General features: G+C 48.6%; 17 protein-coding genes. 10 read left to right on the top strand and 7 right to left on the bottom strand.

Features of this window, described 5'->3' with window-relative positions:
- The 5 genes from QZT80_RS14995 to QZT80_RS14975 all read left to right on the top strand — a co-directional run.
- On the top strand, positions 1–2222 hold a 2222-nt coding region (locus QZT80_RS14995), incomplete at its 5' end, for a mechanosensitive ion channel domain-containing protein (protein WP_295123451.1).
- A gap of 121 nt (positions 2223–2343) precedes the next feature.
- Complete coding sequence (locus tag QZT80_RS14990) at positions 2344–7239, top strand: translocation/assembly module TamB domain-containing protein (protein WP_295123448.1); 4896 nt, start codon at positions 2344–2346, stop codon at positions 7237–7239.
- Positions 7236–9581 carry a BamA/TamA family outer membrane protein gene (locus QZT80_RS14985; RefSeq protein WP_295123446.1) on the top strand — a complete coding sequence of 782 codons (2346 nt, stop codon included), beginning with the start codon at positions 7236–7238 and terminating at the stop codon, positions 9579–9581. The genes QZT80_RS14990 and QZT80_RS14985 overlap by 4 nt, the downstream gene beginning before the upstream one ends.
- Positions 9582–9711: 130 nt before the next feature.
- A complete protein-coding gene (dapF, locus tag QZT80_RS14980; RefSeq protein WP_295123443.1) occupies positions 9712–10491 on the top strand; it encodes a diaminopimelate epimerase in 780 nt (259 codons plus the stop codon).
- Between the two features lie 55 nt (positions 10492–10546).
- Complete coding sequence (locus QZT80_RS14975; RefSeq protein ID WP_295123440.1) at positions 10547–11485, top strand: magnesium transporter CorA family protein; 939 nt, start codon at positions 10547–10549, stop codon at positions 11483–11485.
- A 1-nt stretch (position 11486) separates the two neighbouring features.
- On the opposite strand, the gene QZT80_RS14970 is transcribed toward QZT80_RS14975, so the two are convergent.
- Genes QZT80_RS14970 through QZT80_RS14960 form a run of 3 tightly spaced genes read right to left on the bottom strand, consistent with a single transcriptional unit; the run spans position 11487 to position 12946 of the window.
- Positions 11487–11939, bottom strand: a complete 453-nt coding sequence (locus QZT80_RS14970; protein WP_295123437.1) for an NUDIX domain-containing protein — start codon at positions 11937–11939, stop codon at positions 11487–11489.
- Between the two features lie 6 nt (positions 11940–11945).
- The gene (locus tag QZT80_RS14965; RefSeq protein WP_295123434.1) at positions 11946–12719 is read right to left on the bottom strand and encodes a queuosine precursor transporter; all 774 of its coding nucleotides are present in this window, start codon (positions 12717–12719) and stop codon (positions 11946–11948) included.
- Positions 12720–12727: 8 nt separating this feature from the next.
- Complete coding sequence (locus tag QZT80_RS14960; protein ID WP_295123431.1) at positions 12728–12946, bottom strand: hypothetical protein; 219 nt, start codon at positions 12944–12946, stop codon at positions 12728–12730.
- A 118-nt stretch (positions 12947–13064) separates the two neighbouring features.
- Here QZT80_RS14960 and QZT80_RS14955 point away from each other — a divergent pair, with 118 nt between their 5' ends.
- From QZT80_RS14955 to QZT80_RS14945, 3 genes are all read left to right on the top strand, one after another.
- On the top strand, positions 13065–15560 hold the full coding sequence (locus tag QZT80_RS14955; protein WP_295123428.1) for a YfhO family protein: 2496 nt from the start codon (positions 13065–13067) through the stop codon (positions 15558–15560).
- A gap of 180 nt (positions 15561–15740) precedes the next feature.
- Positions 15741–15974, top strand: coding sequence for a thioredoxin family protein (locus QZT80_RS14950; RefSeq protein WP_295123425.1), 234 nt, complete (start codon positions 15741–15743; stop codon positions 15972–15974).
- 65 nt (positions 15975–16039) lie between these two features.
- The gene (locus QZT80_RS14945) at positions 16040–16300 is read left to right on the top strand and encodes a DUF2024 family protein (protein WP_295123422.1); all 261 of its coding nucleotides are present in this window, start codon (positions 16040–16042) and stop codon (positions 16298–16300) included.
- 1 nt (position 16301) lies between these two features.
- On the opposite strand, the gene QZT80_RS14940 is transcribed toward QZT80_RS14945, so the two are convergent.
- Complete coding sequence (locus QZT80_RS14940; RefSeq protein WP_295123418.1) at positions 16302–17768, bottom strand: PLP-dependent aminotransferase family protein; 1467 nt, start codon at positions 17766–17768, stop codon at positions 16302–16304.
- 93 nt (positions 17769–17861) lie between these two features.
- On the opposite strand from QZT80_RS14940, the gene QZT80_RS14935 reads away from it, so the two are divergent.
- Positions 17862–18584 (top strand): YggS family pyridoxal phosphate-dependent enzyme, encoded by a 723-nt coding sequence (locus QZT80_RS14935; RefSeq protein WP_295123415.1) that lies wholly within the window; start codon positions 17862–17864, stop codon positions 18582–18584.
- Here the strand turns inward: QZT80_RS14935 and QZT80_RS14930 are convergent.
- Genes QZT80_RS14930 through QZT80_RS14920 form a run of 3 tightly spaced genes read right to left on the bottom strand, consistent with a single transcriptional unit; the run spans position 18581 to position 21664 of the window.
- Positions 18581–19498 carry a glycosyltransferase gene (locus QZT80_RS14930; protein WP_295123412.1) on the bottom strand — a complete coding sequence of 306 codons (918 nt, stop codon included), beginning with the start codon at positions 19496–19498 and terminating at the stop codon, positions 18581–18583. The two genes, QZT80_RS14935 and QZT80_RS14930, sit on opposite strands and share 4 nt — an antisense overlap.
- A 12-nt stretch (positions 19499–19510) precedes the next feature.
- The gene (locus tag QZT80_RS14925) at positions 19511–20698 is read right to left on the bottom strand and encodes a glycosyltransferase family 4 protein (RefSeq protein ID WP_295123409.1); all 1188 of its coding nucleotides are present in this window, start codon (positions 20696–20698) and stop codon (positions 19511–19513) included.
- A 6-nt stretch (positions 20699–20704) separates the two neighbouring features.
- Positions 20705–21664, bottom strand: a complete 960-nt coding sequence (locus tag QZT80_RS14920) for a glycosyltransferase family 2 protein (protein WP_295123406.1) — start codon at positions 21662–21664, stop codon at positions 20705–20707.
- 117 nt (positions 21665–21781) lie between these two features.
- Between QZT80_RS14920 and QZT80_RS14915 the strand changes: the two genes are divergently transcribed.
- Positions 21782–23293, top strand: a complete 1512-nt coding sequence (locus QZT80_RS14915; RefSeq protein ID WP_295123403.1) for a lipopolysaccharide biosynthesis protein — start codon at positions 21782–21784, stop codon at positions 23291–23293.
- Positions 23294–23300: the final 7 nt, after the last annotated feature.

Here is a 23300-nt window from a genome sequence, read left to right as displayed (position 1 = left end):
TGTTCCTCGAAAAGGGAATAGACACCCTTTCTATCGCCCGGCATATTGAACAGGCAAAAAAGGATATGGATATATCCCTTGAAGGCGTTTTGCAAAACCCGGGGCCTATCCACACCCTCCGCGATTTGAAGGTTACATCCGTAATTCTCACCGGCCTGGTCCAGCGCATGGAGCATGAACGCCAACTGCTGGAAAGCTCCCTGAACCAGCTTACCACCTATCGCGAACGTATCGATTCATTAACAGGCAATGCTACGTTGATGGATTTCCCCGACGACTCGGTTACACTGGTGAAATACCTTGCAAAACTGCTAATAGCGGCTAAGGACCTGGATCCAACCGACAGCACATTGAGACAATCCATCTTTAATGTACAGGAACTGCAAACAAAAATAGACCTGGCAGAATACGAGCTAAACGCCAACCTCGATCAGGTAGAGCAGCGTCGTGAAACACTTTCGGGCCTCACCATGGCCCGCGAACTGCCGCTGACCGCTCCTGAAAAATCTTTCCGCGAGGGATGGGCATTATCCTGGCGCAAAGATGTACTGGCGTTACAGCACTACCTGGAACATCAACTCCTGCTCATCTTTTTCCTGTTTATGTGCGTGCTTACATCCTGGAGGTTTCTATGGGTGCTTAAATCCAAACTAAATCAGGACCAGCCACTCAACACCGAACAGGCGCTAGTAGTCCGCTATCCTGTGATATCGGCCATCATTATCGTATTCAGCCTTTTCCAGTTCCTCTTCCCCGACCCACCTTTCCTGGTGAACCTGTTTTTCTGGGGCCTGCCCGCCCTATTACTCACCTTCGTTTTCAGCGGTTACATCTCCGTATTATGGCTCCGGTTCTGGATAACAACACTGGTCCTGTTTCTGCTTGCATCGGCAGACAACCTGCTGTTGCAGGCCTCAACAATGGAAAGATGGCTAATGGGCGGCTTGTCGCTCGCAGGCATTTTGCACGGCGGCTGGCACCTTTCGCCCGCCCGTAGAAGTAGCCTGAGGGAAAAAAGGATTCTCTACTTTATCCTGTTCCTCGTATTAATAGAGGCCGCAGCACTGGCCTTCAACTTTGCAGGCAGGTATAACCTGGCTAAAATACTGATGACAAGCGGGTACTTCGGCTTAGTGATCGCGATATTGTTCCTGTGGACCTTACGCCTTATCAATGGCGGGCTGGCCATTGCTTCTAATATTTATCAACAGCCAGACAGGCACCTGTTTTTCATCAACTTCAACCGTGTAGGCGCTAACGTACCTTCTATTTTCTACCTGGCGTTGGTGGCAGGATGGCTTGTGCTGGTGGGCAGAAACTTTTACATCTACGCCAAACTGGCCGCCCCCTTCGTGTCGTTCATAACAGACCAGCGGACAATTGGCAGCTATAGTTTTTCTATAAAAGGCATGCTGATCTTCATCACCATACTTGCCTGTGCTTTATTTTTATCAAGGCTGATCTCCTTTTTTGCAGGAGAAGATCATTCGCAACAGCCGCCCCAGGGCAAGTCAAAATTATCATTAGGCAGCTGGCTGCTGCTGGTAAGGATAGGGGTGATCAGTACAGGTTTATTCCTGGCAGTGGCCGCGGCCGGCATTCCGCTCGACCGTATCACCATTATCGTAGGCGCGCTGGGCGTAGGCATAGGTTTAGGTTTGCAGGGACTTGTAAGTAATCTCGTGAGTGGCCTGATACTTGCATTTGAAAAACCCGTGAATGTGGGCGACCTCATAGAAGTAAACGGCAACCTGGGCACCATGAAATCGATCGGGTTCAGGAGCAGCACCATCGCCCTTGTTAACGGTTCTGTAAACATCATTCCCAACAGCGATATATTAAACCATCAGCTCGTAAACTGGAGCATGGGCAAAAAACAGGTAAGGGCCAACCTTACAGTAGGTGTGGCTTACAATAGTAACCTGGAGCAGGTACAGGCCATCCTTCACAAGGCCATAGAGGCGCAGGATAACGTATTAAAAACGCCTGCACCGCTTGTAGTGGTAAAAGCCTTCAGCGACAGCTCTATTGATTTTGACCTGTTCTTTTGGGTAAGGATGATGGCGGAAGTGTACCCTACCAAAAGTGCGGTGTTACTGGCTATAAACGCCGCGTTCAATGAGGCCGGCATCATCATCCCCTTTCCACAAACGGATATTCATCTTACGCAGGATAATAACAGAAAAACGGATGCAGCACGGGGGGACGAACAAGCAGGCTAAACAAAACGCTGCTTTAGCTGTTATAACTTTTTCACCGCTCTAACCGTACAAACTGTCGCCCTTAAAACTTAAAAAGAGATAAACCCGGATGGCTGCCCAACCTGCAGCCGTCGGAATTCAGATGAGGAAGTGGAGTTTTAGAATACTGAAAACACTGGCGGCAATACTGATACTGATCACATTGCTGCTGCTCCTGTTGCATACGCCATGGGCGCAACGTACGATCACACGATACACAGAACGTTATCTTCAAAATAAATTACACACCACCGTCAGGATCGAACAGCTTCGTTTCCGGCTGCCTTATGATTTAAAGTTAGCGGGTGTTTACCTGGAAGACCAGCGCGGCGACACTTTGTTATATAGTCAGCAACTGAGGCTGCGTATGAACTTACCAGGACTTTTACGAAACCGCGTAGCCGTCCGTGAACTCGATATCGACAATGCTTTTATCAACCTGCACCGCGATGGAGCAGAAGCCGATTTCAACTTCAGCTATATCGTCCGCGCGTTTTCCGGCGGTACACCAACCGGAGAAAGCACGGCATATTCATTACAACACCTCTCCTTCACGAACGTACGCTTTTGCCTCCGTGATGATAATGCCGGCTACAGCACCGCCCTGCAAGCCGGCCAGTTTGCTGCAAAACTTTCGGCATTCGATCCATCCAGGCTCCGGTTTCATTTTATCGAAAGCAGCCTGCAACATACCGGGATAGAAATCACATCCTATGCCGCTACTATACCCCGCGATACGACAGTAGTATTAGTACCGGCAGATACGATGGACATTGCCCCCGGCCAGATGCACATCAGGCAGAGCGCCTTCTCGTACCGCGATCTGCGCGATGGGTCTGCCACATCACTATCATTGGGGGATGTACAACTTCGTGCCGCCACCCTCTCCTTAGACCGGTCGCTGGTAGTAGCCGACAGCGTGCAGGCACACCAGGTAGCAGTACAGGTACTGCTGCCGGAAAAACAGGATAGTGTGAGGACGGGTAGTTCCGGCTCCGGCTGGCAGATCTTAGTATCAAACGGAAGATTTACCGAAAGCCGGTTCTCGCTCGATGATCCACGTAAGGCCGTACGGGCAAAGGGGCTTGATATGAACCACCTGGATTTGCAACAGATACAACTGGCCGCGAAGAATTTTATTTATAACGATACGCTTATCAGCGCCGCGGTGTCACAGCTCAACTTTACAGAACGTAGCGGCTTTCGACTCGACTCCTTAAGAACTGATTTTGCCTGGTCGGCAACCGGCATTGCTGCACGACATCTGCACCTCCGCACACCGAATACACAAATTGACGGCGAGGCGGCAGACAATAGCTTGTCCGTCCTCCCCTCCCGAATTGCCATGAGCGATGTATTGTTATTGTTCCCGCAACTGGAGCAATATCCGGCGCTGGGCAGGCAACGTCAAAACTTTGTATTGGCGCAGGCGCAGCTACGGAGGGATGGCGACACTTACCGTATCGCCAATAGTTCGCTGGCCGGGTTAAACGGCACCAGCATCCACTTCTCGGGTGCTGTAAAGCCAGATGCAGACGACACATGGTTTGATATTGAGGTCGCAGGAGCAAAAGCGACTGCCAGTGATGTGAGGCCCTGGCTGCCGGCATCTCTGCTGAAACAACTACAGTTGCCATCTTATTTTAACCTGAAAGGAAAGTTCAGTGGCACCGCTGCAGCATTGTACACCAACAGCCAGCTTTCTACCGATAAAGGTACTATTGCTTTAAAAGGTAGTATGCAGCACCTACCTGCAGGTATAAAGTCGGCCACTTATGACATGCAGGTAGCCGTGCGGGCGTTACAAACCAGTTACCTGCTGAATAAACCATACTTGCCCCTGACGGTTTCAGGCACATTACAGTCAAAGGGCAAAAGCCTGGAATGGCCAGGCATGCAGGCCAATATCACCGGCTCGCTGGATGCGCTGAACATCGGCGGTTATAACTATCAAAATATAAGCCTGGCTGCGTTGTTGAACAACGGGAACATAACAGGCAACTGGTCGGTGGATGACGAGCATTTAAAGATGAACGGGAACGCACGACTGTTCACCGACAGCGGATTGTATGCACGAATTTACATCGACACCATGAATCCCGCAGCACTAAAGCTTTATCCTGGGCTGAACGGCATAAAAGGAAATGTGGAATTGGAGATGGACAACATATACCCTGCACAGTTTTCCGGTAAAGCCACCATACACTCACTTGCGCTTTCGAGAGATTCGCTGCATTACGCGGCAGACAATATTTACCTGAATACGAACGTGGCAAACGGGCAACGCCATACCCATATGCAAAGCGAATTCGCAGATATCAGTCTTAGCACCGGGCCCGATCCGGTAAAAAGTACGAAAGATTTTCTAGCCCGCTTAAAGGCCTATTTCTCCGATCAGTTACCGGCACAACAATGCGGCCCCGTTGAAGTACTGGCCGTTTTACAACCACATCCTTTCCTGAACAACCTCATGCCGGGTTATGCTATTTCAGACACCGCGCGTATTGACATTACGTACGACAGTACGCAGGAAAGCGCACTTGCCGGCAACATAAAGGTGGGCCAGTTAACAGCAGGGAACATAAAGATCGCTGGCGCGGATATCCTCGTAAGCGGGCAACAACACGAACTACAGGCCTCAGCAAACGTGAAGGAGCTAACAATAAAAGACCAGCCGGTGGCTAAGCTTTCGATGCTCTTAAATGCCTCAGGCGGAAAGGGGGTGTTGGTAGCAGATGCGCAACAACGGTCCGGAGGGCAACCCTGGTTCAGGGCCGGGCTAAATATTACAGATAGTGCCGGCGCCTATCGCATCCACATCTACCCCGGCAGTCTCGTAGCTAACTACCTGCCGCTGGCTACCAACGGCCAACACAGCATATGGATCAATAGCAAAGGCATTATCATCAATGACCTGCAGCTCACCAACAACAACCAGCAAGTACAGCTGAACAGCGATACCCTCGCTGCCGATGCGCCGCTCCACATCAACATCAAAAACCTGCAGCTAAAAACCTTATTACAGGCGCTGGCGCAGGACACCACTATAGCATCGGGTATTATTAATGCCCACTCGTTAGTCAGCGGTTACATGGATACCAGCCTTCACTATGAAGGAGACCTGACAGTAAACGACTTAAAATTGGGCGAGCAACCAGCAGGTAACCTTTCACTGTCATTAACTAACAGTAATAATGGTTTGCTGCTCATTAACGGGCTGCTCGCGGGACAGGGAGTAAATATGACGGCAAGCGGCCAATACAATTTGCAGCAATCAGTCAACCCGCTCTATCTCGACCTGCATATCGATTCGTTACCGGCCAAACTGGCCCAGGACTTGGGCGGGGAAGCTATTGACAGTGCCCGGGGCATGTTACGCGGACGTTTAAATGTACAGGGCACTGCCCTGCAACCCGTTATCAATGGCGAGCTGGTAACCGATGGTATCGGCTTCCGGGTGCCGGCTACGAATGCACGTTACACCGTATCGCAGGACACGCTTGTGTTTTCGGGCAGGCAACTGCTCATACACAGCCTGCAGCTCACAGATCCGCAAGGGCAGCAGGCAACGATATCAGGCAATGTTGCCTACGGTAAATCGCTCAGTGATCTGACGGCCGACATTCGCCTGAAAGCTGAAAAATTCGAGGTACTGAATTCATCAGCCGCCACCACCGTACCAATATACGGCGCGGCTTTTCTAAAAGCAGACATGCGCCTGTCCGGCGATATGTTGCGTCCTGCCTTTACCGGCTCCGCCCAACTGAACGGCAACAGTAAAGTGACCTACATTATGCGTAAGGAGCAACAGCTGGCGACGGAAAATGACCAACTCGTCACTTATATGAACCTTCAAAACCCGGCAGAAAAAGCCAGGTTGCTGGCCGATTTACGCAACGGTCATACCAGCGACACGCATGCATTGAAACCGGGTGGTGCGGCCAGTTATTTATCTAACATTGCCATGCAACTGTCCTCTGACCCCAAGGCGGCAGTGACCATTGTGCTGGACGAAGTGAACGGCGACCAGTTAAGTCTGAAGGGTGATGCGCAATTGTTCACCGGCGCTACACCCGAAGGTAAACTTACGCTCAACGGCGTTTACCATGTAGCAGAAGGTACTTATGACTTTAGTTATCAGCAGTTATTAAAGAGAAAATTCAAGATCGATAAAAACAGTACGATTACCTGGGCAGGCGACCCGGAGAGAGCGCAACTGGACATACGTGCCCGGTACGAGGTCAAGGCTTCGCCTTATGGACTGATGGAAAACGTTCCCGCTGCAGCGTCCGACCTGGAGGCCTACCGCCCCGCCATGCCATTCGAAGTGCTACTGGATATAAAGGGTAATTTTTCGCGCATGCACATCTCCTTCAATATCATTCCAAAAGAAGATAACCAGCAAACATCCCGCGACATACTTTCGAACATTAACACCCGGCTGGCGCAACTGCGTAACGACACGGCAGAACTTACCAAACAGTCTTTTTCGCTGTTGCTGCTCAGCCAGTTCGTGACTAACCGCGGGTCCGACCTGTTCGCCAATGTATCGCCCGGCAACATAGTACTGGGCAGTGTTAGCCAGCTGCTCGCCAAACAACTGAACCTGCTGGCGGCTGATGTACTCAAACGCACCCACACCATTCTCAGCATCAATCCCTACGCAGACTACCTTTCATCGCAGAACAAGTTACACACAGGCGTAAGCGTAGCCCTAACGCAAAAAATGATCAAAGACCGGCTGGAAGTAAGTCTTGCGCGCAACTTCGAATTATCGGGCTACTCACAAACTTCATCGCAATTATTAGACAATATCAATGCTAACTACAAACTCACCCGCGATGGCCGCTTCCGCCTGCGCGCCTACCGCCGTAATGCGCAGGAAGTAATGCTGGAAGGGTATGTAGTGGAAACCGGGGTTAGTTTTACCATTACAATGGAGTACCAACGCTTCGCCGATCTGTTTAAAGCAAAAAAAGAAAGAAAGAAAAGAAAATGAGGAAAACGGTCATCTTACATATCTGCCTGGTTATGCTCTGCGCCTGCAGTGTACAGCGGCACATGCCGGAGGGAGAAAAATTGTATGGTGGCAACGAGATCGTCGTTCTAAAGAGCAGGGAAAACACTGCCGGCGACGTGGCTTATGTAAGGAAACGGGCAAACAATCTGGCCCTGCAGCGCGAAAACGGCACTTTTCTTACTTTTCCGCTTTCCACCTACTTTTATTACCGCCTTGGCGATTCGGCCAAAGACAACCGCTTCAGGAAATGGTTACGTAAAAGTATCGCAGAAGTGCCGCTAACCGACAAAACAATGAAAACGGAGCTGCATGCAAAATTGATCCAAAGTATGTTGCAGCATGAAGGATTTTTTAATAGTACCGTTATGGCCGATACGGTACACCGCCGTTACAAGGCAATAGAGCGTTACACCATTCATCTTACACCCCGCCACTATCTTGCCGCTGCGAGTTTTAATGCCGACAGTACGCCAGTCAGGCAGGCGCTTGACAGCCTGTTACACACGCCTGCATCGCAGCTCCAAACCGGTGCTCCTTACCGCCTCGATGATTTCAAGTCAGAACGTGAGCGCTTATCCTACGAAATGAAAAAGAAAGGTTACTACTACCTCGAACCAGCGCAACTCACTTCCATTGCCGATACCTTCGGCGGACTAAAGAAAGTAAATCTCATCGTTGACCTCACGCAACCTATACCACCCAAAGTAATAAAGCCCTACCGCATCAGCCGCATCAGTATATATCCTGATTATACAGTAAACAGCGACAGCGCCTCCGGCCAATCGTCAGACGGTATCCAGGTTTACGACCCTAAGTATATGTTTAAGCCCGATATGTTTAAAAGACTGATCAGTTATCGTCCGGGAGATCTATACAATATAGAAGAACAGGAACGCAGCTTCAACAGGCTTTACGGCACCGGCGCTTTTAAATTCGTAACCAGCCGCATCATAGACGACAGTACGGGCCTTCAGGTGCGGTACGACCTTACGCCGCTTCCCAAACAATCGATACAGTTTGAAACAGGAGGCAATACCAAATCGAACAACTCATACGGCCTGCAACTCGCTACCAGCTGGAGCAATCGAAATACTTTCAAGCGGGGCGAGGTCCTGTATCTGCGTTTAGAAGGAGGTGCTGATCTGCAATATGCCGGTAAAGGATTTGTTAATTACAACTACCGGGCAGGTGCAGAAACCGGCATCGCTTTTCCCCGTTTCCTTATCCCGTTCGTGCGCAATGAGTTTGGCAAGGCATATAATGTGCGTACCGTTATCAGCACCGGGTATGATTTGCTTATACGCTCCTCGTTCTATAATGTTCATGCGTATAAACTTAATTACAACTACGCCTGGAAAACCAATGCACAAACAGATTTTTCCCTGTCCCCAATCAGCATCAATTATGTGCAGAACTATAAAGTTACAGAGGAGGACATCACCAATCCAAACAACTTTAGCTACCAGAATCTGCTGAAGGCTATATTAAGCAATGAACTGATCATTGGTCCACAGTTTAACTACGGGTATAACAGTTTAACCAGTACTTTTAAAAGGCAGCACTTTGCGTTTACAGGCAACATTGAAACAGCCGGTAATATCCTGTCGCTTATTAAACGTCCCGGCAGTAATGGTGACACGCAACGTAAAGAAGTGCTGGGCGTACCCTATTCACAATATGCGAAAACAGACCTTGACTTCCGTTATTATTACCGCATTAAACCACGCATCGAGTGGGCCAGCAGGGTGTTTGCGGGTGTAGGCATCCCCTACCGCAACAGTACATTTGTACCCGTACTTAAGCAATACCAGGCAGGCGGCAGTAATGGTATAAGGGCATTCCGGCAAAATACGCTGGGTCCCGGTGCTTATCATGTACCCGATACTTTACCTGCAGCCGTGCGGAACTTCTTCAGGAACGCACCGCAAACCGGCGATATTAAGCTGGAGTTCAATACTGAACTGCGTTTCTCCGCAACAAAAATGCTACAGGCCGCCGCTTTTATAGATGCGGGTAATATATGGGTAGCCCGGAACACCTTCGTATATGACCTGGCCGAGGCTATTTTCGACACTACCCGTACCTCCTTCTCCAATAAAAAGTTCAGCAGTAAATTCTATAAAGAACTGGGCATAGGCGGGGGCCTGGGCTTGCGCCTCGATTTCTCTTTCATCGTAGTACGTGCCGACGTCGCGATGCCCTTCCACAAACCCTGGTTGCCGGAAGGAGAGCGGTGGGTATTTAACAGGATTGAGTTCTTAAGCCCGGAATGGAGAAGAGATAACCTGGTGGTGAATTTTGGTATAGGCTATCCGTTTTAAACAGGTAGCCGCCGAAGCGCTGGGGCAGCCACCACGCCCAGCTATCTTTTTTATTGATTATCAACACCTTAATACTCACCCGTCCCCAAATATGGATTTTACAATTCCACATCGTAATTTTACCCTTGATATGAACATTCACTTCTACAAATACCAGGGCACCGGCAACGATTTCGTGATTATGGACAACCGCGACGGCGCCTACGACGCATTAACAAATGAACAGGTAAACTTCCTCTGCGACCGCCGCTTCGGCATTGGGGCCGATGGACTGATGCTGCTGAACAAACACAGCGGGTACGATTTCGAGATGAAGTACTATAATGCAGATGGCAAACCGGGCAGCATGTGCGGCAACGGTGGCCGATGTCTTACAGCCTTTTCCAGGAAAATGGGCATTGAGGGTGAAAAGGTGAAGTTTATTGCATCTGATGGCCCCCACGAAGCGACCATCCGTGAAAACGGCTGGGTGGAGCTGAAGATGCAGGACGTGGACTGGGTAGAAGCCGGTCCGCTGTACTATTACTTAAACACGGGTTCGCCGCACTTCATTAAGCCCGTTGAGGACGTGCAGAACATCGATGTGTACACCGAGGGACGTGGTATCCGTTACAACGAGCGGTTTGCGGAAGTAGGCACCAATGTGAACTTTGTGCAGCAGCTGGACAAAGGCATTTTTGTACGTACCTACGAACGGGGTGTGGAAGATGAAACCTACTCCTGTGGTACAGGCGTTACGGCAGCGGCCTTAACAGCCGCCGGGGCAGAGCAGCAGGACTATACCATTCCGGTGCAAACCCTGGGTGGACCATTGGAAGTACGCTTTACCAAATCGGGGGAACGATCGTTCCAAAACATCTGGCTTTGTGGCCCTGCTACGCTCGTATTTGAAGGGCATATTAATATTTGATCAAATTTCGGCCTCCGGGCCATTGCTAAATGTATTTCCCTACCTTTGCGCCCGAATGATCCAGTTTTTCAAAAACGTCGACGCTCGTACTATCGAGATCCATGAGCCTGAAAATGGCGTATGGGTGAATATTACCCCGCCGCTAAAGCAGGCTGAGTTCGAACAACTGTCGGAAGACCTGGACATCCCCCTGGACTTCCTCACGGACTCCCTCGATATCGACGAGAGGAGCCGTTATGAGCTGGAGGACAATGTGAAACTCATCGTTATCAAAACACCGACGGAAAACAATTCCATCAACGACAGCGATAGTTATTACATCACCATTCCCATTGTGATCATCCTCACCCACAACCAGATACTTACCGTTAATTCATTCGATAACGCGGCGATCAAAAAGTTCCTGACTACCTTCCATAACCGTCATCCTGAAAAAAGGAACATGATGGTATTGAAGATATTCGAAAAGGTGATCATGAACTTCCAGGAGTACCTGAAAGAAATTAACCAGCGCCGTAACCTGCTGGAGCAGCGCCTCTACGACTCCAACCGTAACGAAGAACTGCTGGCGCTGATGCGGATACAAAAAAGCCTCGTATACATTGTAACGGCCCTGCGCAGTAACGAACTGCTGTTGATGAAGCTGGAACGTACCAACTTCCTCCAGTTAAATGAAGATGAGAAGGAATTCCTGAACGACCTGGTGGTCGAAACATCACAGGCGCTTGAGATGGCCAACATCTACACCAACATCCTCAGCAGCACCATGGATGCCTTTGCCAGCATCATTTCCAATAACCTTAACCAGGTGATGAAACGCCTTACGTCCATCACCATCGTACTAACCTTTCCCGTATTGGTGGCCAGTATCTATGGCATGAACGTGGAAATCCCCTACCAGCATTCCCCGCATGCTTTTTACATACCGGTAATACTGTCGGTTGTCATTTCTGTGGTAATGAGTTGGTATTTCCTGAAGAAGAAGTGGTTCTAACCTAGTATTTTCTCTTCACTATTTCGGCCAATACTTTATCGATGGGCAGGGTTACTGTATCTGAAGAGAAGTCGTTCCAGTTTACCCAACGCACACCTTCCAGCTGTATGGTTTTATCGTCCGGTATTTCATAATCGAACGGCTTGTCCATAATACGCGCTGTAAACGGCGAGGTGGGTTTTACAAGATAATATATAGATAAGATCTGCGATGAATTGTCGAAGGCGTTTACCTGGTAAAAGTCGGTGGTATAAATATGCTCCACTACCTCAATGTCCTGGTTCAGTTCTTCTTTCCACTCCCGCACCATACACTCGATCGTGCCCTCGCCCAGCTCAAGGCCCCCGCCGGGAAACTTGGTATAGAAGCCCCCGCGGATATATTCATCACTTACCAGCACCTGTTTCTGATCATTGATCATGATGCCGTATACCCTGACATTTATATAAGTCATAGTTCTTTATTTTTCCATGGCCGAGGCCTTCATCTGTGCCGCTACATCTTTACCCAGGTAACGTTCTATTGGTTTTTCCATCCAGTAGATCAGCGGGGTAAGAATAACAGCGACTGTAAATTTATAAGCGTAGTTCACCAGGCATACGGCCAGTACTTGTTGCCAGCTCCAGTTATTGCCCAGTTTAAAAGCGATGTAGAGTACGATAAAACTATCTATCAGCTGCGAAATAACGGTTGATCCTGTTGCCCTGAGCCATAGGTGCTTTTCGCCCGTAGCGCGTTTAATGCGGTGAAATACCGTAACGTCCACGATCTGCGCCACCAGGAACGCCACAATGCTACCTACAATGATCCACATGTTTTGCCCGAAAATAGCGGCATAAGCCAGCTGCATATTAGGTATCCCGTTTTCCGCCTGACCACCTATCCACCAACCGGGGGCAGGCGTTCCCATAGAAATGTAAAACATCAGGAAAGCGTAAGCGATAAGCGTTACCGCTACATAAGAAATGACCTTAACCGCCTTTTTGCCATAGTATTCATTGATAATATCCGTCATCACAAACTCCAGTGGCCATAACAACACACCGCAGGTAAGGCTGAAGCTGAGTCCCTGCTGCCCGAACAGTGAAAATGTGTGTACAGGCAGGCCCAGCCATTCTTCAAGTACGAATATCTTTCCCCCTATTACATTTGCAATAAGGGCGTTGGCCACGAAAAAGCAGGCAAAGAAAAGGAAAAGCCGTGTTGGTTTATGCTTAATTATATCGGCTATCATGATGGCTATTAATAAAATTGAAGAAGTAAAATAAGAAGATTCAGGATAAATATATAAGGATGAACTTCGCGCCAGCGGAACTTTTTAGCGACCAAACCTACGATCACGATCAGCGATACTATGATATTAAGATAGGGCGCTACCACAAAACCCAGTACAGCAGCGCTTTTCACCAATCCACCCAACACATCGGCATAACTGGTGCGCTGTATAATGAAACAGAACAAAAAGCAGAGATTACAAATAAAAGTAAACTTTAACAGGAATCGAACCCAACGCATATTGAAATTTCGGATAAATTACAGTTATTTTTGTTTCTTTAAAAAACTAAACTATAAAAACCAGATGAAGCAGAACTGGCTGAAGTCTATTTTACCGCATGTATATGCTATCCTGATTTTCCTCGTTATATCGCTCATATTCAGCAGCCCTGTGCTCGACGGCCAGGAACTGCGGCAGAGCGATAATATCAGCTGGAAAGGTATTAGTCAGGAGGCCCACGCCTACCACGACAGTACCGGGATAAGACCACTGTGGACCAACAGCCTGTTCGGCGGTATGCCCACCTACCAGATGTATATGGTGTCGGACAACTATACCGTATACATCCAGAACCTCGTTACACTGTTCCTGCCCAAACCCATGAACTTCCTGATGCTCGCCATGCTGGGCTTCTACTTCCTGTTAAATGTAATGGGTTTCCGGCATTGGATAACGGTGATAGGTGCCGTGGCATTTGGTTTATCTTCTAATAGTCTGATATTTATTGCCACCGGCCACGATACCAAAACGCTGTCCATCGGCTACTTCGCTTTTGTAATGGGCGGTATTATTATGGCTTACCGCGGCAGATTGTTGCTGGGGGCTATTATTACCTGTATCATGTTATGCCTGCTTATTATTAACGGTCACTACCAGATATTATATTACCTGGTACTTACCGCTGGCATTGCCGGCATTGGCTACCTGGTTCACGCCATCAAAACAAAAACCATTGGCAACTACGCCAAAACAACAATCGTATTACTGGTAGCAGGTATTATTTCCATATTACCGTCTACGGTAAGCCTCTGGACTACCTACGAATACACGAAATACAGTACCCGCGGCGGACAATCTGAATTATCTCCTGCGGATGGTGCCGCTGCTCAAAACGCAACACCGGCTAAAGGTCTGGATAAAGAGTACGCATTTGCCTGGAGCCAGGGCGTTTTTGAGACTCTTACCACGCTGGTGCCTAACCTCTATGGTGGTTCTACCGGCGAAGATGTAGGTAATGATTCTCAGACTTACAAAACTGTTACGTCACTGGGCGTTCCAGCTGTACAGGCGGAGCAATTTGCTGCACAGGCACCTACTTACTGGGGGCCACAGCCGTTTACAGAAGGCCCGATCTATTTCGGTGCCGGCATCATCTTATTATTCGTGTTATCGCTGTTCGTCGTTAAAGACTGGCAGCGCTGGTGGATACTGGCCGCTATTATACTGGGTGTGCTGATGGCATGGGGTAAACACTTCTCGTTCTTTAACTACCTGCTGTTTGACTACCTTCCGTTCTACAACAAGTTCCGCGCTCCTTCAACCTCGCTGGTTATTCCGCAGGTATTGGTGCCATTAATGGCCTGCTGGGGACTGAATGAAGTTGTTACCGGCAATATCCCCAAGGAGCTGGCCATGAAACAGTTGAAGAAAGCGGTGTACATTACCGGTGGTATTTGTGTTGGTATCCTGCTCCTCTCCTACGGCGTATTGTCGTTCGACGCCGGTCAAACTGATTCCGCCCGCGAGAACTACATGAGCATGACGCAGGGCAACCAGCAGATCGTTGACCAGCTGATGAAAGCGACCTTTGCGGACAGGGCCTCCCTGCTTCGCGCCGATACGATCCGTTCACTGGTGTTCCTGCTGGCGCTTGCAGCATTTATATGGATGTTCCTGAAAGGCACCATTAAACCAGTAGTGTTCTTCGTACTGGCAGGCTTAAGCATTGGTTTGGACATGTTCCTCGTTGGCCACCGCTATCTGAACAAACAGAACTTCGAAACAGCATCAAATTACGCTAACATTTTTGCGCCGAAGGCCGTAGACCTGGAGATCAAAAAAGATCCGGACCCGTACTACCGCGTATTAAATACAACGTCTAAAACGTTCAGCGATGGTCTTACTTCTTATAATCACAAATCTATAGGAGGTTACCACGCCGCTAAACTGCAACTTTACCAGGACCTTATCGAGCGCCAGATTTACAAAAACAACATGGCCGTGTTTAATATGCTTAACACGAAATACTTCATCGTGCAAGACCAGCAGGGCCAGGTAACTTACCAGCAAAACCCGCAGGCACTGGGTAATGCATGGTTCGTGAACAGTGTAGAATGGGCTAACAATGCGGATGCGGAAATGAATGCGATGAATTCCTTCAACCCGAAGGACACGGCTATCATCGACAAACGTTTTGAAAACAGCTTGAAAGGTTATGCGTTCGGTAAAGATTCTGCAAGCGCGATCCGTCTTACCAAATACGGGCTTAACAGTTTGCAGTACGAAAGTGCCAACAGCAAAGATGGTTTGGCAGTTTTCTCCGAGATTTACTACCCTAAGGGCTGGAACATTTATGTAGACGGCAAACAGGGGGAGATCATCAGAACCGACTACGTACTGCGCGCGGCTAAAATCCCCGCAGGTAACCACAAAATCGAAATGCGCTTCGAGCCGGCCACTTACTATACCGGTAATATGATCACCAAATGGTCGTCTATCCTAGTGATACTGGTGTTCATACTGGCCATAGCGCTGGAAATCAGGAGAGCTTCCAGAGCGCAGGCGACGCCGGCTAAATAAGCAACAAATTGACTTTTTATAGAAGCCGCTCCCTTGTGGGAGCGGCTTTTTTTATGGGCCAGTTCCCGGTTCCAGTTTTCGTAAAACCCGTTTAATCTGGTCTACCTGGGTATCCTGCATCTGTAGCACCTTTGCTATGACAATATTGTCAAACACAGTACAACAACAAACTGAAATCAAATGGCAAAGTCAGTATTTTATCACGCCGGTTGCCCCGTTTGCGTGAGCGCAGAACAGGAAATTTTAACGCTTATTGATAAATCGCAGGTAGAGGTGGTACACCTTGGCGAAGTGAAAAACAGGATCGCGGAAGCCGAAACCGCGGGCGTAAAATCTGTACCGGCGCTGGTTACTCCCAGCGGCAACGTGTTACACATCAACTTCGGCGCTTCTATAGAAGAAGTAAAAGCCTAAAACAACAACTACGGCGTTACGGCCGAAGGGCTGTAACGCTTATTCACCCTTCTAAATTTACGATCATGAAAGTAGCAGTCTGGGATACATACGTAACTAAAAAAGAAGGTGGCCTTATGCACTTCGACATTCTGGCCCCCGATAACGTACGCGAATTGTCCGTAATACATGAATATGGAAAACAGTATTTAGCCACTAAAGGTCAGCAGGAACAGCCGCTTACGGCCGCCGAATGCCGCTTCTGCCATATCGAGCAGGCTACCGATGATGTGGTGGCCGACATCGAGGCTAAAGGTTATCACATTATAGAAATGCAGGGTTGTTAATCTAAGATTTTAGCACACTGGCAAGGGCAGCAATGCCTTCTGCCAGTTCTTTTTCATTTAAAGACCCATACCCCAGCCGTAAAGCGTTGAGCCGTTCACCATTAAAGGAAAAACACTCCGTAGGTATCACCGCTACGCCCTGCTTATCCAGCCGCTCCGCCAGCTCACGCGTATCTATTTCCTGGTGAAACTTAAGCCAGAAAGCCAGTCCACCTTCCGGTTTGGTAAAAGAAGCGATTCCGGACAAATGTTTGATCAACAGGGTTTCCATCAGGTCGCGCCGGTTCTTGTAAATGTTCCAGGCCTTACGCGCGTGTTTGGTGATCGACCCCTCTTCCATCAGCTCCGCTACCGCATTTTCCATTACACTATCGCCCTGCCGGTCGATGATCAGTCGTAATGCCGCCACCGAATCGATGAAGGACCGCGGGCCTGCGATGTAACCTATTCGTACCGAGGGCGCCACCAGTTTGCTCAGCGAACTGATATAAATGACGTTGCCCGCATTCTCATGACTGGCCAGCGGCAAAAAGCTGCGTTGCCCGAAATGATACTCGTGATCGTAGTCATCTTCGATGATCGCGAAATTGTATTTGTTGGATAAAGCGACCAACTCCAGCCTGCGGGCAGCGTTCATGGTAACGGTGGTGGGGAACTGGTGATGCGGGGTAACGTACACCGCCCTTATAGCGCCCTCTTTCACCGTTTTCTCCAATGCTTCCAGGCAAATACCTTCTTCATCTATCTTAACCGGAACTACATCTGCCCCTGCCCTTTTAAACGTTTCATGCGCAGGGAGGTAACCAGGCGTTTCTATGGCAATACGGTCGCCAGGTTTAACCAGTGTATGCGCTGTAAGATATAACGCCATCTGGCTGCCGCGGGTTACGCATATTTCTTCGGCGGTGGTGCTAAGGCCACGGTCGTGTACCAGCATCTGGGCAAGGGCTTTGCGCAGGCGGTCGTCGCCCTTTTCCTGGCTGTAGCCCATCATACGCCAGCGGGCTTTTTGCTGGAATATACGTTTGTAAGCGCGGGCCAGTTCATCCAAAGGCGCCAGCCGTACATCGGGCAGGCCATCGTTAAAGTAGATGAGATTAGCACCGGCGGGAGTTTGCTGGCGGTCGCCGGCGGCTTTAAATGCGTAGAAGTCAAAGCTGGCCTTTTTAACAGGCTGCTCCACGGCACGTTTAATCTTGGGCAGTTGCTCCGATACAAATGTCCCCCGTTTATACGCCGTACTTAACCACCCCTCCGCAATCAGGTCTTCATACGCCAGCACCACGGTCTTACGGTTCACCCCCAGATCGTCTGCCAGCACACGTGAGCCGGGCAGCGAATCGCCGGGCTGCAGCCGCCCACGTTTAATCTCGGAAGCAATACCTTCGGCTATCTGCACGAAAACCGCTTTACCGCTCGCAATCTCTATCGGAAGAATGGTCTTCCATGGTCGCAGCTTCTGGCCCATATAAAAGAAATAAAAACTGGATGATTTAAGTATGCCCAAGATAGCTAAATTTTGTAGCGTAGAACAAGGCACAAACCCTCAAAAGTTTTGGATATGATACCAGTAAACATTAACAGGATCAGGGAGAGAATACAGAGAGCGGCTACGAAAGCGGGCAGGCGACCGGAAGACGTGAAGTTATTACTGGCCACCAAAACGGTAACCGCAGAGGGGATACGGGAAGCAGCCAAATATGGCGAACTGCTGATGGGCGAAAATAAAGTGCAGGAGTTGAAACAAAAACACGAAGCGCTGCACGATCTGCCGCTCAACAAACACTTCATCGGGCACCTGCAAAGCAATAAAGTAAAAGATGTGCTACAATATGTAAGCTGCATCGAATCGCTCGACCGCCACTCGCTGGCAATAGCATTACAGAAAAAACTAAGCCAGTCGGACAGTCACATAGATGTGATGATCCAGGTAAACACTTCTTTCGAAGCGAGTAAATTCGGTTTAAAACCGGATGATGCACTGACTTTTGCTGCATCGCTCAAAAACTATGACAGGCTTAGGATAAAGGGGTTTATGACGATTGGTTTGTTTGATGCCGATCCTGAAAAAGTACGCCCTTCTTTCGCGTTGCTGCGTCAGATTAAAGAGGAAGCCATTGCACATAAAATACTCAGCCCGGAAGAGGCCTTTCATTTATCTATGGGTATGAGCAACGACCTGGAAACCGCCATAGAAGAAGGCGCTACCATTGTGAGAGTGGGCACGGCTATCTTCGGCAAAAGAGCTTTACCCGATAGTTATTACTGGAACGAAAAGGCCTAATACCAAAGCCTGGCCTTCGTTGCTTTCAGGTAAGCACGCGTATCTTTCGCCAGTTTACTTCCCTTTTCACTGGCTGGAATGTTTAATATCATCTTCCATCCCTTGAACCAGCCCTTAAAGTCCCACTTCGTTTTCTTCAGGTACTCCAGCGACCACATGATTGAAGTGCTGCCGAAATACTGTAGTGGCAGGTAACGGTATACCACTTTGGCCTTATTGACCCATAACATCCGCATCTTTTCTGCATGTGGCGTACGACCCAAAGGTGATTCATTATGATAGATAACCACCGCCGAATTGTACACAATGGCGTAACCCTCGTTTAACGCCCGGTAACAAAGATCATACTCTTCCATACCATAAAAGAAGTCGGCGGGATAAGGTCCGGTGCGGTCGTACACTTCTTTTTTAATCGCGTGGCCGCAGCCGATATAGTAAGAAGCAACAAACTTCTCCTTGTTTTTATATTCTTCGAAACGTTTGTGCGGAAAAGCGTTTTCCTGTATCATTTTGGTACTGGCGTACAATACCTTAAAAGACAATATACCTACAGGCCTCTTCTCCCCATAATCTGCCTCAAACGCCTTCTGTATTTGCAACAACGCATCGGTATCACGGAAGTAGGCATCATCATCAATAGTAATAATGATGGGTGCTTTAGCCATGGACACTGCCAGGTTACGGCCACGTGCCACTCCCAGGTTTTCGGGCGACAGCGTGTATTTAAATGGGATAGCGGGCGTAGCGTCAATGAAATTGGTTACTTCGGTATAGTCGGCACGCGAAGCGTTATTTACGACAATCACACTTTCCAGTAAAGAAGCGGCATCCTGCAGCCCGGCTATGTTTTTAAGCAGGAACAGCGTATCGTCCGGACGGTTGTAAGTGATGATAATGATGGATAACGGTTTCAAGGTATTTTGCATTTAGATCAGTAAAGCGCGGTAAGCCTTCGCAAATGGTTCCATACCAAAATGCGAGCGCGCATAAGCAATATTATTGGTGTAAAAGCGTGCCAGCAGGCTGCGGTCGGCCAGTAACAACTGTAGCTTTTTAAAAGCTTCGTCTACCAGCGCGGCATCCGTTTGGTCATTGTTGATGAGTAACCCGTTCACACCATCCTTTACATGGAAAGGAAGATCACCCACATCTGTTGACACCACTGCCAAACCGCGTGCCATTGCTTCCATTACCACCATCGGAAAACCTTCGTACGCCGATAACAGTATGAGCAGGTGGTTGCTGCGGTAAACCCTGTCTATCTCCGCCGGATCACTCTTCTCGCCCAGGAAATTGCAATAGGGGCGTAAGTTTTCAGGTACAGCCGGCGCTACATTGCCCATAAAGTTGAGCCGGGCAGGCAGGCCTTCGTCCTTCAGCTTCTTCGCCAGCAAAGCCAGTGCGTCCACACGTTTCTGGCCTATATCTCCACGCCCCACGTACAGGCATTGCAACTCGCCCCCACCTGCCAGGGATGTGGTATCGCCGGGCAAAGTAATGCCGTTCAGGATCAGCTGTATGCGGGCATCATAATACGCTGGTATACTGTACTTGCGATACAACGCTTTATGCTCATCAATCGAATCCTGGCTGATCATGACCGTGGTATCATAAAACGGAAGGAAAGGCATACGGATGTAGGAGAAACTGCAAATCAGGTGTATGAGTTCCACCTGTTTAATTTTCTTTTTTATATGCGGCGACAGCTTATAACCAAAGTTACACTGCCCGTTAAATACCCTGGGCTGTTTGGTTTGCTTGTTGATGTAAGTAGCCACAATACCGCGCCACACCAGGTTCTTCCAGTACATCCATTTATTATCGGTATGCTGCGATATTTCGCGGAGGGTGATGTGTGGGCCTTTAAAGAACGATAACATTGCCTCGTTCTTCGACTTTTTGGTAAAGAAGATGATTACCTTTTTATCGGGAAACTGCTGTACAATGTCGCTGTTCACCTTTTCGGCGCCGCCTACATGGTAAAAGGGGAAAAAGAAAAAGATGTCATATTCTTCCTTTAAAGGGTTTAGCAGGGCGTAACACTTTCCCAATAGTGCAAATGGGAAAATGAACAGCGCTTCTATCCGCCTTTTTAGTATGAGCCATTTATACATAAACTATCATCCGTTTTTACGAGGCCTGCCCGTAAAGCTAAGTCCTGTCAGTATTTTATTGATCGCCCCGTTCTTCAGCAGTTTAAATGAAAAAGGACGCTGGCGTTTAAGAATGTATTTTACTACTGCCGGCGTTTCGCCTTCCATGCCTGCTTCGTACAGTTCCTTTTCTTCCCTGATACCAAGGTTACGCATCAACCGCCAGAAGAAATCGAAAACATACAGGCTTTGTAAGGCGTTTTCGCCCACTTTACGCAGCAGGTAAAAGTATTCGGGTATTTCTACCGTACGCACTCCAAAACAGGATTTGGTGAGCTGCAGGTCGCTGATGCCGATATTTACCAGTGCTTCATCTAAATAAACGAAGCCCGGTTTATGACGCAGCAGGTTAATATAGAAGTCCATATCTACCAGCCACTGCAAACGTACATCGTACCGGTAAGCCGGGTTATTGCGGTGCATCACCGCGCTGGGCGGTCCAATAAAGTTCTTCTGGAAAAGATGTACTGGGTCCTGCTTCAGCAGCTGCCTGTAAAATGAACTGCAATGTACCTCATTCACTTTGCCCGGATGGTCGATAAAACATTCCCGGAAAGCGGAGAACACTAAATCACAATCAGGATTGGCGTCCAGTGCGGCGGCCATTTTTGAAATGGCATCCGGACGGGTAAACCAGTCGTCGTCGTGCATGATTTTGATGTACTGGCCCCGTGCATGGTCGTAACAGGTGTTCCAGTTAGCAGGCATACCATGGGCCGGGGTGTTACGGTAGTAAACGAGTGGCAGCAGTTTTTTGTAGGAACGGGCCAGTTCTTCCACTTCATTATCCGGACTATCATCGGTAATAATCACCTCCCAGCTGGTAAAATCCTGTGCAGCCAGCGAGTCCAGTACCCTTTTGAGGTACTCCGTGTTCTTATATGCCGGTATACAAACCGAAACTTTTATGGGCGCCTTTTCCGTCATTATCCAGCCTTAAGCTTTTAATAACGGGCAAAATACAAACTTTTCCGCTACCGGGTACAGGCGCGTGTTTTAAAAACCGGGCCGAATTTACCGTTATAACCACTAAATTGCGCCCCAATGGCATCAATCGGCAAACAAAGCGTATCATCTTCGATCCTTATTTATATCGGCTTCCTGGTGGGGGCCGTAAACACATTGACATTCACTAATAAGGCCTTTTTCACGCCGGATCAGTATGGATTTACGCGCATTATGTTCGATATCGGGCTTACGCTTTTCGCCCTGGCGAACCTGGGCAGCATCGCCATCCTCAATAAATTTTACCCGTACTACCGCGACCGCCTGCCGGCGAAGGAGCGGGACCTGTTCGGTAAAATGACCATCATGGCTATCATTGGCTTTATAGTCGTTGCCGTCATATTCTATTTTTCAAGGGGTATTATTCTACGTAAAACCATCGCCAACTCACCCATGGTGATGGAATATTTCTATCTTTTCTACCCTTTCACCTTTTTCCTGCTACTGTTCTCCCTCCTGGAAGCACAGGCGTGGAACCTGCACGCATCGGTGGCCACCACATTTTTAAAAGAACTGGTGCTCAGGCTGCTAACCTCGCTCATTGTCGGACTGTTTATACTTAAACTGCTTAATTACGACCAGTTTATTTTGCTGTTCTCGCTTTTATACGGGATTATCACCGTAGCGCTATTTGTATACCTGCGCAAAAAATACGACCTCACCTTTACTATCAAAACCAGTTATGTGACGCAAAAGATGGCGACTAAAATGGTACCTTATGCCACTTTTGTGACCGCTATTTCCTGCTTCAGCATATTGGGCAGAACACTGGATACGCTCTTTATCATGTCGAAAGATACCAGCGGCCTGGCTAACGTGGGGGTGTTCTCTTACATCACTTATCTCACAGCGTTGATGGAGGCACCGCAGCGTAGTATCATCGCTGCTTCCCTGCCCGTAATAGCACAGGCATGGAAAGACAAAGACCTGGGCCGCATCAGCCGTATCTACAAGAAATCGGCTATTAATATGCTATTGTTTGCCGGTTTCATGTACGGCCTGATCGCACTTAGCTTCGCCGATTCTATTACCCTGTTGTCGCAGGACCCGGCATATGCGCAAGGCTACGTGGTATTCCTGATACTCGGCTTTACCAAAGTGATGGAAGTTGGTACCGGTGTAAACTCGCAGATCATTCTTACCTCCCGTTACTGGCGCATGGACCTTGTGACTACCGTAGCACTTGTAGTGGTGCTTATCCCCCTCAACTATTTCCTGATCAATGCATATGGATTAACCGGTGTGGCGCTGGCTACGCTTATTGCCTATTCGATCTTTAACATCGCCCGTTTTGTGTTCATTTGGGTCAAGTTCGGTATGCAGCCCTTTACCATGGCCACCTTATACGCACTCGGGCTTTTTGTTGTCAACTATTACATCGCCAGCTGGATCTTTAGTGATAATCCATTGCTGCAAACCTTTCTGCGCTCCGGCGTATTTACGCTGTTATCGGCCGTAATGATCATTAAACTGAATGTAAGCGAGGATGTGAATAAGGGTTACGGCATGATATTGGCCCGGGCGACTAAACTATTAGGAAGAAAAGGATAATCTTCCT

The organism is uncultured Chitinophaga sp. (genome assembly GCF_902168175.1).
Classification (GTDB): domain Bacteria; phylum Bacteroidota; class Bacteroidia; order Chitinophagales; family Chitinophagaceae; genus Chitinophaga.
Note: the sequence above shows the minus strand (reverse complement) of the source record. Positions and strands in the feature narration are given on the sequence as shown.